At 70.9% G+C, this 12,834-nt stretch carries 11 protein-coding genes; 8 read left to right on the top strand and 3 right to left on the bottom strand.

Annotated features, from left to right (window positions below):
• Window positions 1–36: 36 nt before the first annotated feature.
• Together SACE_RS18720 and SACE_RS18725 are read left to right on the top strand one after the other, a co-directional pair.
• Complete coding sequence (locus SACE_RS18720) at window positions 37–2,142, top strand: catalase (RefSeq protein ID WP_009947893.1); 2,106 nt, start codon at window positions 37–39, stop codon at window positions 2,140–2,142.
• A gap of 151 nt (window positions 2,143–2,293) precedes the next feature.
• Window positions 2,294–3,721, top strand: coding sequence for an amino acid permease (locus SACE_RS18725; RefSeq protein ID WP_031334468.1), 1,428 nt, complete (start codon window positions 2,294–2,296; stop codon window positions 3,719–3,721).
• 3 nt (window positions 3,722–3,724) lie between these two features.
• Here the strand turns inward: SACE_RS18725 and SACE_RS18730 are convergent, their stop codons facing one another.
• Window positions 3,725–5,146: an MFS transporter gene (locus tag SACE_RS18730; protein ID WP_009947891.1), complete on the bottom strand. Its 1,422-nt coding sequence runs from the start codon at window positions 5,144–5,146 to the stop codon at window positions 3,725–3,727.
• Window positions 5,147–5,420: 274 nt separating this feature from the next.
• Here SACE_RS18730 and SACE_RS18735 point away from each other — a divergent pair, with 274 nt between their 5' ends.
• The 6 genes from SACE_RS18735 (at window position 5,421) to SACE_RS38345 (ending at window position 9,962) form a co-directional block, all read left to right on the top strand.
• Window positions 5,421–6,281, top strand: coding sequence for a TetR/AcrR family transcriptional regulator (locus SACE_RS18735; RefSeq protein ID WP_011874179.1), 861 nt, complete (start codon window positions 5,421–5,423; stop codon window positions 6,279–6,281).
• Between the two features lie 76 nt (window positions 6,282–6,357).
• Window positions 6,358–7,242: a beta-keto acid cleavage family enzyme gene (locus tag SACE_RS18740; RefSeq protein WP_009947889.1), complete on the top strand. Its 885-nt coding sequence runs from the start codon at window positions 6,358–6,360 to the stop codon at window positions 7,240–7,242.
• A 63-nt stretch (window positions 7,243–7,305) separates the two neighbouring features.
• On the top strand, window positions 7,306–8,268 hold the full coding sequence (locus SACE_RS18745; RefSeq protein WP_009947888.1) for a 3-hydroxyacyl-CoA dehydrogenase NAD-binding domain-containing protein: 963 nt from the start codon (window positions 7,306–7,308) through the stop codon (window positions 8,266–8,268).
• Window positions 8,265–8,705, top strand: coding sequence for a thioesterase family protein (locus SACE_RS18750; RefSeq protein ID WP_009947887.1), 441 nt, complete (start codon window positions 8,265–8,267; stop codon window positions 8,703–8,705). Before SACE_RS18745 ends, SACE_RS18750 begins: the two co-directional genes overlap by 4 nt.
• 215 nt (window positions 8,706–8,920) lie before the next feature.
• Window positions 8,921–9,727 carry an enoyl-CoA hydratase-related protein gene (locus SACE_RS18755; protein WP_009947886.1) on the top strand — a complete coding sequence of 269 codons (807 nt, stop codon included), beginning with the start codon at window positions 8,921–8,923 and terminating at the stop codon, window positions 9,725–9,727.
• Between the two features lie 58 nt (window positions 9,728–9,785).
• Window positions 9,786–9,962, top strand: coding sequence for a hypothetical protein (locus SACE_RS38345; RefSeq protein WP_009947885.1), 177 nt, complete (start codon window positions 9,786–9,788; stop codon window positions 9,960–9,962).
• Here SACE_RS38345 and SACE_RS18760 read toward each other — a convergent pair whose 3' ends face one another.
• Window positions 9,963–11,345, bottom strand: coding sequence for an FAD-binding oxidoreductase (locus tag SACE_RS18760; RefSeq protein ID WP_009947884.1), 1,383 nt, complete (start codon window positions 11,343–11,345; stop codon window positions 9,963–9,965).
• A gap of 481 nt (window positions 11,346–11,826) precedes the next feature.
• Window positions 11,827–12,768, bottom strand: a complete 942-nt coding sequence (locus SACE_RS18765) for an NAD-dependent epimerase/dehydratase family protein (protein ID WP_143538321.1) — start codon at window positions 12,766–12,768, stop codon at window positions 11,827–11,829.
• Between the last annotated feature and the right edge of the window lie 66 nt (window positions 12,769–12,834).

Raw genomic sequence — 12,834 nt, forward strand, 5'->3', positions numbered from 1 at the left:
CTGCAGACCGTGACCGTCACACCCGGGGGTTCCCCTATGGCTTCGCAGCACCGCGACAAGAACGAGCAGCTCGATCAGGTACGCCAGGACCCGCAGGGCACCCACCTCACCACCCAGCAGGGCGTCCGCGTCGACCACACCGACGACTCCCTGCAGGCGGGCGAGCGCGGCCCGACCCTCATGGAGGACTTCCACGCCAGGGAGAAGATCACCCACTTCGACCACGAGCGGATCCCGGAGCGCGTCGTGCACGCCCGCGGTGCGGGCGCCTACGGGCACTTCCAGCCCTACGACCGCAAGATGGCCGACTACACGGTGGCGCGGTTCCTGTCCGACCCCAGCCAGCGAACGCCGGTCTTCGTCCGCTTCTCCACCGTCGCCGGCTCGCGCGGCTCGGCCGACACGGTGCGCGACGTGCGCGGTTTCGCGACGAAGTTCTACACCAGCGAGGGCAACTACGACCTGGTCGGCAACAACATGCCGGTGTTCTTCATCCAGGACGGCATCAAGTTCCCCGACTTCGTGCACGCGGTGAAGCCCGAGCCCGACAACGAGATCCCGCAGGCCCAGTCGGCGCACGACACGTTCTGGGACTTCGTGTCGCTGCAACCGGAGTCGCTGCACATGGTGATGTGGCTGATGTCGGACCGGGCGCTGCCGCGCAGCTACCGGATGATGCAGGGCTTCGGGGTGCACACCTTCCGGCTGGTCAACGCCGAGGGCAAGGGCACGTTCGTGAAGTTCCACTGGAAGCCCATGCTGGGCACGCATTCGCTGGCCTGGGACGAGTGCCAGAAGGCGGCGGGCAAGGACCCCGACTTCAACCGCCGCGACCTGTGGGAGTCGATCGAGGCCGGGCAGTTCCCCGAGTGGGAGCTCGGCGTGCAGCTGGTCGAGGAGGAACGCGAGTTCGACTTCGACTTCGACCTGCTGGACCCGACCAAGATCATCCCGGAGGAGCAGGTGCCGGTGCGGCCGGTGGGCAGGCTCGTGCTCGACCGCAACCCGGACAACTTCTTCGCCGAGACCGAGCAGGTCGCCTTCCACACCGCCAACGTGGTGCCGGGCATCGACTTCACCAACGACCCGCTGCTGCAGGCGCGCAACTTCTCCTACCTGGACACCCAGCTCATCCGGCTGGGCGGCCCGAACTTCGCGCAGATCCCGGTGAACCGGCCGCTGGCCGAGGTGTCCAACAACCAGCGCGACGGCCACGGGCAGCAGAAGATCCACAGGGGACGGACCAGCTACTCGCCGAACAGCCTGGCGGGCGGCTGCCCGGTGGTCGGCGGCGGCGGTGCGTTCAGCCACTACCAGGAGAAGGTCGAAGGCCACAAGATCCGCAGGCGCAGCGAGAGCTTCCAGGACCACTACAGCCAGGCGACGCTGTTCTGGAACAGCATGGCCGCCTGGGAGAAGGAGCACATCGTCGACGCGTTCCGCTTCGAGCTCGGCAAGGTCGACCACCACCACGTGCGCGAGGCGGTGGTCGAGCAGATCAACCACATCGACCACGGCATGGCCGTCGCCGTCGCCGAAGGCATCGGTGTCAACCCGCCGGCCGACGAGGTCCGGCCCAACCACGGGATGAGCTCGCCCGCGCTCAGCCAGGCCAACGCGGTGATGGACTCGATCGCCACCCGCAAGATCGCGGTGCTGGTGGCTGACGGCGTGGACGCCACCGAGGTCGACCAGATCCGCCGCGGCCTCTCCGAGCGCGGTGCGATCCCCGAGGTCCTCGGCCCGCGCGACGGGTCGGTGCGCGGCGCCGACTCCTCCGAGGTCACAGTGGACCGCGCGATCCCGACCATGTCCTCGGTCCTTTACGACGGCGTGATCGTGCCGGGCGGCGAGGAGAGCGTGCGTGCGCTCGCCTCCGACGGCATGGCCGTGCACTTCGTCTCCGAGGCCTACAAGCACGCCAAACCGGTCGCCGCCAGCGACGCCGGGCTGGCGATGCTGCGGCGCGCCGAGGTCTCCGAAGCTCGCGAGTCCTCGGGCGACGGCGTCGTGAACGACGCGGGCGTGGTGACCGCCGCGGCGACCGGCGGGGCGCTCCCTCCGAACTTCATCGCCGAGTTCGCCTCCGTGCTGGCCAAGCACCGGATGTGGGAGCGCGACACCAGCGCCATCCCCGCCTGATCGGCACGATCCGCGGGGCGGGCGCGGCGCCGCCCGTCCCGCTACGTCCACAATGGGCGCGGGCGGCGGTCACGACACCAACGGTCCACCCGCGTTATGTCATCGACACCTGAGTTCCGTACCGTGCTTCGCCGTGAGCCTGCTACGCACCATGCCAGTCGAGGACGTGCTCAACCGCGGTCGGCAGGGCGGCCTGATCCGGCGCCTGTCCGGGGTGGACCTGGTCGGCATAGGCATCGGCATCATCATCGGGACCGGGGTGTTCACCCTCGCCGGCATCGAGGCCAAGGACCACGCCGGTCCGGCGGTCGTGCTCTCGTTCGTCATCGGCGGCGTGGTCGCGGCGCTGGCCGCCGTCTGCTACGCGGAGCTGACCTCCGCGGTGCCCACCGCCGGCAGCGCCTACACCTACGCCTACGCCACCATCGGCGAGGTCTTCGCCTGGATCATCGGGTGGGATCTGCTGCTGGAGTTCGCGCTCGGTGCGGCGGTGGTGTCGCGGAGCTGGTCGGGCTACGTCTCCAACCTGCTCGGGCTGCCGCCGGAGTACTTCGGCGAGGACGCGACGGTCAACGTGGGCGCGATGCTGATCATCGCGGTCCTGACCGTGGTCGCGGTCGCCGGCATCCGCGAGTCGGCCTGGGTGACCAACGCGCTGGTCGTGGTCAAGGTCTCGGTCTGCGTGCTGGTGGTCGTCGCCGGGCTGTTCTTCTTCCGCGGCGCCAACCTGGTGCCGTTCGTGCCGCCCGCCCAGCCCGCCGAGGGGGGCGCGAGCCTGCTGGAGCAACCGCTGGTCCAGGCGCTGCTCGGGATGGATCAGTCGGTCTACGGCTTCGGCGGGGTGCTCACCGCCGCCGCGATCGTCTTCTTCGCCTACACCGGGTTCGAGGCGCTGGCCAACCTCGGCGAGGAGACCAAGCGCCCCCGGCGCGACCTGCCGGTCGGCCTGCTCGGCAGCCTGGCGATCTGCACGCTGCTGTACGTCGCGGTCGCGCTCGTGCTCAGCGCGATGGTCCCCTACCAGCAGATCGACGAGGGCGCCCCGCTGGCGGCGGCCTTCCAGTCGGTGGGCGTTCCGTGGGTCGCCGGCCTCATCTCGCTGGGCGCCGTCACCGGGCTGACCTCGGTGATGATGGTCGAGCTGGTCACCATCGGGCGCATCGGCTTCGCGATGAGCCGGGACGGACTGCTTCCGCGCAAGCTCTCCCAGGTCCACCCGCGCTGGGGCACCCCGCACCGGATGACCATCGGCGGCGCGGTCGTGATCATGCTGCTGGCCGGCTTCGTGCCGATCTCCGAGCTCGCCGACATGGTCAGCATCGGTGCGCTGTCCGGGTTCGTCATCGTCACCCTGGCCGTGCCGGTGCTGCGCAGGCGCAGGCCGGACCTGGAGCGGCCGTTCCGGGTGCCGTTCTCGCCGTGGTTGCCGATCCTCGCCGCGGTGGCGTGCCTCTACCTGATGTCGAACCTCGACGTCATCACCTGGCTGCGCTTCGGTGCCTGGCTGGTGCTGGGCATGGCGATCTACCTGCTCTACGGCCGCCGCCACTCCGGGCTGGCCGCCGCCGCGCGGGAGTGAGCGTCAGCGCCCGCGGCGCGCGACGACCAGCCGCTCGGTGATGCCGAGGACGAGCGCGGCGGCCACGAAGCAGACCGAGACGACCAGCCCGCTGGAGATCGCCTCGTCGTAGCCGCCGGCCTCCAGGGCTCCGAAGAACAGGCCCGAAGCGGTCGCGGTGCCCAGCGCGGTGCCGATGCGCTGGGCGGTCTGCTGCACACCGGCGGCGGTGCCGCCCTGCGCGCTGTCGACCTCGCTGAGCGTGACGGTCTGGTTCGGCGAGATCACCATGCCGCTGCCCACACCGGCGACCAGCAGCGGCAGCGCGGTCACCAGCCCTGCCATCTGCCCGAAGTGCCGGCCCAGCAGCACATCGGTGGCCAGCAGCCCGGCCAGCGCACCGACCAGGCCGATGATCACCAGCGTGCGCCCCATGCGGTAGACGATGCGCCCGCTGACCGCCGACGACACCGCCGAGCCCACCGCGAACGGCGTCATGGCCAGGCCCGCCTCCAGCGGCGAGTAACCCAGCCCCCGCTGGAAGTACACCGCGAGCACGAAAAAGATGCTGGTGAACCCGCCGAAGTAGAGCAGCCCCAGCATGGTGCCGAAGGAGTAGCTGCCGATCCGGAGCAGCCGCAGGTCGACCAGCGGCGCGTAGCCGCGCACCCGGTACCAGTGCTCCCACGCCACGAACAGCGCCAGCAGCACCGGGGCGGCGGCGAGCAGGTACCACGGCGACTCCGAGTGCTCCACCAGCGGCAGCAGCAGGCACAGCAGTCCCGCGCCGAGGAGCACCACGCCCACCAGGTCGAGGTTGTGCGGGCGCTCGGTGCGGTCCTCGCGCGGTAGCACCCGCAGCGCGTACACCAGCGCGGCCGCCCCGATCGGCAAGTTCACGAAGAACACCCAGCGCCAGCCGTCCTCGTTGCCCGCGAACTGCAGGATCACCCCGCCCAGCAGCGGGCCGATCGCGGTGGACAGGCCGACCACGGCGCCGAACAGGCCGAACGCCCGTCCCCGGTCCCGGCCGTGGAAGAGCTGCTGCATCAGCCCCAGCACCTGCGGGTTGAGCATGCCGCCCGCCGCGCCCTGCAGCAGCCGGGCGATGACCAGCCACAGCGCGTTCTGCGCGAAACCCGCCAGCGCGCTGGCCACGGTGAAGGCCAGCAGCGCGATGACGAACATCCGGCCCCGCCCGCGGTCGTCGCCGAGCCGTCCGGCCGGCACGAGCACCAGGCCGAAGGTCAGCGCGTAACCGGAGACGATCCAGGCCAGTGCGATCGGCGGCGCGTCGAGGCCCTGCTGCATCGACGGCAGGGCGACGTTGACGATGCTGACGTCGAGCAACGTCATGAAACCTGCGACCAGGCAGATCGCCAGGGCGTGCCACCTGCGGTCCCGCGCCTGCTCGGTCACCGCGCCGGCCGGTCCGGTCTCCGCCACGTCCGCTCCCGTGTCCTCGCAGTTCGCCGCGCCAAGCTCAGCACGGCTGCTCTAGGCTCGCATGGCTGCGATGGTCACCGGCGCCCGCCCACGCGTTGCGAACCGACTGACTTATCAGTTCATAACGGGCCGCGGCCGACGCACCTGAGGTCCTCGATAGACAGACCAACTCCACAGTTCAGAGCGCTTGCGTATCCGTACTTCCGGCTACGCGCCAGATCGCAACCAAATCGCCTTATTGCGATTCTCGCAATGCGCTGCTAGCGTTGCGCCCGTGCAGGACACGACGGCGGAGCTACGCCAGCGGGTGCGGGACGTGTCGCGCCGGTACCCGGGGAGCCAACGCGCCTTCGCCGAGCAGATCGGCCTGGACGCCACCAAGCTCTCCAAGTCGCTGACCGGGACCAGGCGCTTCACCCCGGCCGAGCTGACCAGGATCGCCGAGGTCACCGGCGTCACGGTGAACTGGCTGCTCAACGGCGGCGACGACGCGGAGACCGCGGTGGCCGTGCCCCGTCGCTCGGCGCGCTCCGAGCAGGGGCGCGGCGGCTCCGGCGACGCCGGCCGCTACCAGCAGATCCTCGACGCCGCGTGGCACCTGATCGCCGAGCGCGGCTACCACTCGGTGCGGGTCTCCGACGTCGCCCAGGCGTGCGGGACCAGCGCGGCGACCATCCACTACTACTTCCCCGGCCGGCGGGACCTGCTCATCGAGACGCTGCGCTACTCGGTGAAGCTGGCCTTCGACCGCCAGGTCGCCGAACTGCACAGCATCTCCGACGCCCACGAGCGGCTGCTGCGGCTGGTGGAGCTGCAACTGCCCACCGAGGGGCTGCTCAGGTCGGAGTGGTCGATCTGGCTGCAGGTCTGGAACGAGAGCGCACTCGACCCGGACCTGCAGGTGCTGCACAGCGACTCCTACACCCGCTGGCACGACACCATCGCCCGCACCATCCGGCAGGGCCAGCAGCAGGGCGTGTTCACCGACCGGGACGCCGAGGAGCTGACGGTCACGCTGACCGCGCTCATCGACGGCCTGGGCGTCCAGGTGCTCGCCGGCAGGCCGGGCCGCACCGTGCGGCGGATGCGCCAGGTGCTCCGCGACTTCGTCGAGCGCGAGATCGTGCGGCACTGACCGCCGACGCCCGTCCAACCAACCACATCGGACCGCGAAGCACCGGCACGTCCCGGTGCCGATGAGGAGTACCCGCATGAACAACGAAGTGATCATCACCGCTGCCCTGACCGGTGCCGGCGACACCGTCGGCAAGAGCGAGCACGTGCCGGTCACCCCCGAGCAGATCGCGACCTCCGCGGTCGACGCCGCCAACGCGGGAGCCGCCGTCGTGCACATCCACGTGCGCAACGTCGAGACCGGCCAGGGCTCCCGCGAGGTGTCGCTGTACCGCGAGGTCGTCGAGCGGATCAAGGACACCGGGGTGGACGTCGTCATCAACCTCACCGCGGGCATGGGCGGCGACCTGGTCATCGACCAGGAGGACCCGCTCAAGCCGGTGGACGGCACCGACCTGGTCAACGGCCTGGACCGGCTGCCCCACGTCGAGGAACTGCTGCCCGACATCTGCACGATGGACTGCGGCTCGCTGAACTTCGGCGAGGGCAGCCAGCTCTACATCAGCACACCGGACATGCTGCGGGCCGGCGCCAAGCGCATCCAGGAGCTCGGCGTGAAGCCCGAGATGGAGATCTTCGACACCGGTCAGCTGTGGTTCGCCACCAAGCTGATCGAGGAGGGCCTCATCGACGCGCCGCCGCTCTTCCAGCTCTGCATGGGAATTCCCTACGGCGCACCGGCGGACCCCGGCGTGCTGCAGGCGATGGTGAACATGCTGCCCGAGGGCGCCAACTGGGCGAGCTTCGCCATCGGCCGCAACCAGATGCCGTGGGTGGCGCAGTCGGCGTTGCTCGGCGGGCAGGTCCGGGTCGGGCTGGAGGACAACCTGTACCTGAGCAAGGGCGTCAAGGCCACCAACGCCCAGCTCGTCGAGCGCGCGGTCACGCTGCTGGAGTCCATGGGCTCGCGCATCGCCACCCCGGACCAGGCGCGCGCCAAGCTCGGCCTCCGGAAGCGCTGAGCCCCTCGGCGCAGCGCGAACACCGCGTCCCGCAACGACTTCCCCGCTCCGAAAGGCCAACACTTGAACCACAACACCGTCTCCCCCGCCGAGGTGCGCCGCGTCGCCTGCATCGGCGCCGGGGTCATCGGTGGCGGCTGGGTCGCGCACTTCCTGGCGCGCGGCTACCACGTCACCGCGTGGGACCCGGCCGACGACGCCGAAGCCAGGCTGCGCAGGCTCGTCGACGCGGCGTGGCCCGCGCTCACCGAGCTCGGGCTCGCCGCCGGCGCGTCCCGCGACAACCTCACGATCGCCCCGACGCTGGAGGCCGCGGTCTCCGACGCCGAGTTCGTGCAGGAGAGCGCGCCCGAGGACCTGGCGCTCAAGCAGGACCTGCTGGCCCGCATCGACGCGGCCGCCCCGGCCGGCGTCGTCGTCTCGTCGTCGACCTCCGGCTACGGGATGACCGAGATGCAGGCGCAGTGCGCGACACCGCAGCGGCTGGTGGTCGGCCACCCGTTCAACCCGCCGTACCTCATCCCGCTGGTCGAGGTCGTCGGTGGTGAGCGGACCGAGCGCTGGGCCGTCGAGTGGGCCTCGGAGTTCTTCGAGGTCGCCGGCAAGTCGGTGATCACGATGGACCGCGAGGTGCCGGGCTTCATCGCCAACCGGCTGCAGGAGGCGATCTGGCGGGAGGCGCTGCACATGGTCGCCAACGGGGAGGCGACCGTCGAGCAGATCGACGCGTCGATCACCGAGGGTCCCGGGCTGCGGTGGCCGCTGCTGGGCCCGTGCCTGACCTTCCACCTCGCCGGCGGCGAGGGCGGGATGGCCCACATGCTCGACCACTTCGGTCCGTCGCTGAAGTCGCCGTGGACGCGGCTGGAAGCCCCGGAGCTGACCGAGGAACTGCGCGACCGGATGGTCAAGGGCTGTGAGGAGGCCGCGGACGGCCGCAGCATCGCCGAGCTGGTCGCCGAGCGCGACCGCGCCGTGATCGCGGTCATGAGGGCGGTCGAGAACGTGCGGAAGGGCGGGTCATGAGCGGTCTGGTGAAGTTCCGGCAGCGGGTCCGCCCGGAGTGGATCGACTACAACGGCCACCTCAGCGAGGCCTACTACGTCCTGGTGTTCGGGTTCGCCACCGACGCGGTGATGGACCAGCTCGGACTCGACGAGACCTACCGCACCGAGACGGGGTGCTCCCTCTACACCGTCGAGGCGCACGTCCGGTACCTGCGCGAGGTGCCGCCCGACTCCGAGCTGGTGGTCACCACGCGGATCGTCGGTGGCGGCCCCAAGAAGCTGCGGCTGTGCCACGAGATGGTCGTCGAAGGCGTGCTCGTCTCCACCGAGGAGATCCTCGCGCTGCACGTCGACAGCGCTCGGGGACGGTCGGCGCCCTTCCCCGAGAAGGTCGCCGCGCGCATCGCGGAGCTGACCGAGGAGCCGCCGGAGTACGCGGGCCGGGCGATCGGCTGAGGAGCCCGACCTCGGTCTGGCCCCGGCTCGGATGCCGGATCTCTCCCGGTGGTCGCGGTCACCGCACCGACCGCGACCACCGGGCCCGCGGGAACCGCTCCACGAGCCACCGGATCGGACCTGTCCACGACGGCCGTCCGGGAGGATCGCCCACGGTCCTTGAGGCGGCCCGTCCTCCTCGGTAGCTTGCCAGCAACCCCCGCGGAGGTGATCGAGTGACGCAAGATCCCCAACCCGCCGACGAGGTGCTGGCGGAGGTGCGCGACGACGGCGTGCTCCTGCTGACGCTCAACCGGCCGGACCGGCTCAACGCGTGGACCCGGACCATGCAGCGGCGCTACTTCGACCTGCTGGAGGAAGCCGACCGGGACCCACGGGTCCGCGTCGTCGTCGTGACCGGCGCCGGACGCGGCTTCTGCGCGGGCGCCGACATGGCCGCGCTCTCCGAAGTGGGCCCCGAGGACTTCGACCCCGACGAGCGCCCGCTGTCGCTGGCGACCCGCATGCGTAAGCCGGTCATCGCCGCGATCAACGGCCCCGTGGCGGGTGTCGGCCTGGTGGTGGCGCTGTTCACCGACGTCCGGTTCGCCGCGTCCGAGGCCAAGTTCACCACCGCGTTCAGCAAGCGCGGGCTCATCGCCGAGTACGGCATCGCGTGGCTGCTGCCCAAGCTCGTCGGCGTCGGCAAGGCGCTCGACCTGCTGCTGTCGGCGCGGACCCTGCTGGGCACCGAGGCCGGCGAGCTCGGTCTGGTCGACCGCGTCGTGCCCGGCGACCAGGTGCTCGGCAGCGCCCTCGCCTACGCCCGCACCCTGGCCACCGAGTGCTCCCCCGCGTCGATGGCCGAGATCAAGCAGCAGGTCTACACCGGTCTGGACAGCGGCCTGGAGACCGCGACCGCCGACGCCACCGAACGCATGATCGCGGCGTTCCGCCGGCCGGACGTCAAGGAAGGCATCCACAGCTACCTCGAACGCCGCGCCCCGCGCTTCCCTCCCCTGGACGGATCACCGGGCGCGTAGCGGCAGCGGAGTCGATACGGTGGCAGTTGGCCGGCCAGTACCCGACCGTGGAGGAAGCATGGATCCCGAGACCCCCGAAGCCGACGCCGCCGAGCAGGCGCGCGAGACCGTCATCCCAGGCGAGGACGAAGAGGCCGAACCGGTCGGTGAGCTGTCGCCGGAGGTCGACCCGGCCGACCTCGCCGAGCAGAACCGCCCGGTGCCCGCCGACGACGACGGCTACGAGGAGCCCTGATCACTCTGGGGGCAGGACCCGGCCGGGGTTGAGGATGCCGCGCGGATCGAGCGTCCGCTTGATCGCGCGCTGCGCCCACAACGCCGCCGGGTCCAGCTCCCGGCCGAGCCAGTGGCGCTTGAGGTGGCCGACGCCGTGCTCACCGGTGATCGTGCCGCCCAGCTCCAGGCCAAGCGCCATGATCGCGTCGAACGCCTGCTCGGCGCGGACGGTCTCGTCAGGGTCCTCGGCGTCGAACACGACCACAGGGTGCATGTTGCCGTCCCCGGCGTGACCCGCGCACAGGACCTGCACCCGGTACTGCTCGGCCAGCCGGTGCAGCCCCTCGACCAGGTCGACCAGGTGCCTGCGGGGCACGCACACGTCGTCGATGAGCTGCGAGCCGAGGTGCTCGTGGGCGTCACCGACCAGCCGCCTGGCCTGCATCAGCATCTCGCCCTCGGCCGGGTCGTCGGCGACCACGACGTCGGAGGCGCCGAAGCCGCGCGCCACCCGTTCGAACGCCTCGAGGTCGGCCCTGGCCGACTCGCCGCTGTCGGACTGCGCGATGAGCATCGACCCCATGTCGCTGGGAAAGCCCAGGTCGGCGATGCGCGAGACGGCGTCCACGGTGGGCCGGTCCATGAACTCCAGCACCGACGGCCGGTAGCCCTCGCCGAGGTAGCCCGCCACCGTCCGGCAGGCGTCGGCGATGGCCGGGAAGAACGCGACCGCGGTCAGCGGGCGTGCCGAGGCCGACCTCAGCGCCACGGTGATCTCGGTGATGACCCCGAGCGTGCCCTCCGAGCCCACCATCAGGCTCGTCAGGTCGTAGCCCGCGACGCCCTTGGCGGTGCGGCGCCCGGTGCGCATCACCCGGCCGTCGGCGAGCACCACCTCCAGACCGCGCACGAAGTCGCCGGTCACGCCGTACTTGACGCAGCACATGCCCCCCGCGTTGGTGGCCACGTTGCCGCCGATGGTGGAGATGCCGCGCGAGCCCGGGTCCGGCGGGTAGAACAGCCCCTGCTCGGCCACCGCGGCGGCCAGCACGCCGTTGATCACGCCCGGCTGCACCACCGCGACCTGCTCGGCCGCGTCGACCTGCACGATGCGGTCCATCCTGTCCAGCGACAGCAGCACGCAGCCGTCGGAGGCGTTGGCCGCACCGGACAGCCCGGAGCGGGCACCCTGCGGGACCACCGGCACCCGGTTCTCGTGCGCCCACCGCAGCGTCGCGGCGACGTCGCCGGTCGAGCGCGCGCGGACCAGCACCGACGGCGTCCCGGACGGGCAGAACGTCGCCCGGTCGCGGCGGTGGGCCTCCAGCACGTCGGGGTCGACGATCACGCTGCCCGGGGGCAGCATCGCTTCCAGCGGGTGTGCGGTGTCCGTGGTGGTCATCGGTCGGGGTTCTCCGGCTTCCCTCAGGCGGTGGTTTGGTCGAACCTATCCCGTCACGTCGCGTTTTCATACCCCTTAGCAGGGCTCAGGAAGCCCGCTGCGCTCCCGCGCCGGACCCGCGCAGCGGCCCTCGCCCCGACCCGCGATCTACCTGTGGAAACGGGCTTTTTACCGGAAACGATTGCACGTTTCGAGGAAACCGTCCGAACGGGTCCCGACACGCGCGGCCAATCCCGAATCGAGACCATTGCGGTTCACCCGCACATGAGGTAATAGGCCCCGACTCGGGGTCTCGCCGGCACCACCGGATACGCGCCGCGACCGCAACCCGATATCAAGCGTCCCGACATCCACCGTTCAACTCGCACCGCACCTCCGATCGCCGAGCGAGAACCGAATTGTCCGCTCCCGGAGATGCGAGAAATGTTTCGTTGCGTGACCAACCACCATTCCGGTTGGGCGCATCGGGTGAATCCCGCGGTCAGCCCGGCCACAACCCGCACAACGACGCGAATCCCTCCCGCCAGCTCGGCCACGCCGGACGCCACCCCAGCGTCTCCCGCAGCCGGAAGTTGGTCGCGCCGCGCTGCTCGGTGAGCTGGTGCACCGTGAGCCAGTCGAGCTGCGTGCGCGCCTGGTCCAGGGTCAGCGACACCGGCGCCGGACCGCCCACGATCCGGGCGTAGGCGGGCAGCCACTCCATGCTCTCTGCGGGCTCGTTGTCGACCACGTTGTAGGCACCGGGATCACCACCGGTGAGCATTTCGAGCACCACGCCGGCCGCGTCCTCGGTGTGGGTGAACGATGTCAGTCCCACACCGTCGTCGACCAGCGGCAACGCGCTGCCGCGCACCTTCTCGTGGATGGTGCCGCCCGGCGCGTACCAGGTGCGGGGACCGTAGAGCGCGCCGTATCGCAGGGCGATGCCCTCGATGTTCGGGCAGGTCAGAACCGCGTCCTCCATCGCCGCGACCGCGCGGACCGCCTCGCCCCAGCGCCCGGGCGCCTCCGTCCACAGCGGAGCCTCCTCGTCCAGCACGTCGTGTCCGTGCGGGCAGTAGGCGGCGGCCATGCTCTGGATGATGATGCGCCGTGCACCCGCGGAAACGGCGGCGCTGACGAGGTTGCGAGTCCCGGCGTCGCGCAGACGGGAGGTGCGGTGCAGGGCCACGTCGAAGTCGGGGTGGCGGAACGCCGTCACCTGGCAGACCACCACGTCCGGGGCGGATTCCTGCACCACCCGGCGCAGCCGCCGAGGATCCATCACGTCGGCCACCGCGACCGCGTCGACCAGGTCGCCGCCCTCGAGCCTGCCCGCCTGGCGGACCAGCGCGGTCACGTGGTGACCGCGCTCCCGCAACCGCGGCAGCAGCGCTCTTCCCACGACACCGGTGGCACCGGCCACGAACACACGCAGGGGCACAGGAACCTCGGACATCGGAGCGGACAACGGCAACCAGCAAGACTACCGGCGCCATGCGCACCACAT

Origin of the sequence: Saccharopolyspora erythraea NRRL 2338 (assembly GCF_000062885.1) — a bacterium.
GTDB classification, from domain to species: domain Bacteria; phylum Actinomycetota; class Actinomycetes; order Mycobacteriales; family Pseudonocardiaceae; genus Saccharopolyspora_D; species Saccharopolyspora_D erythraea.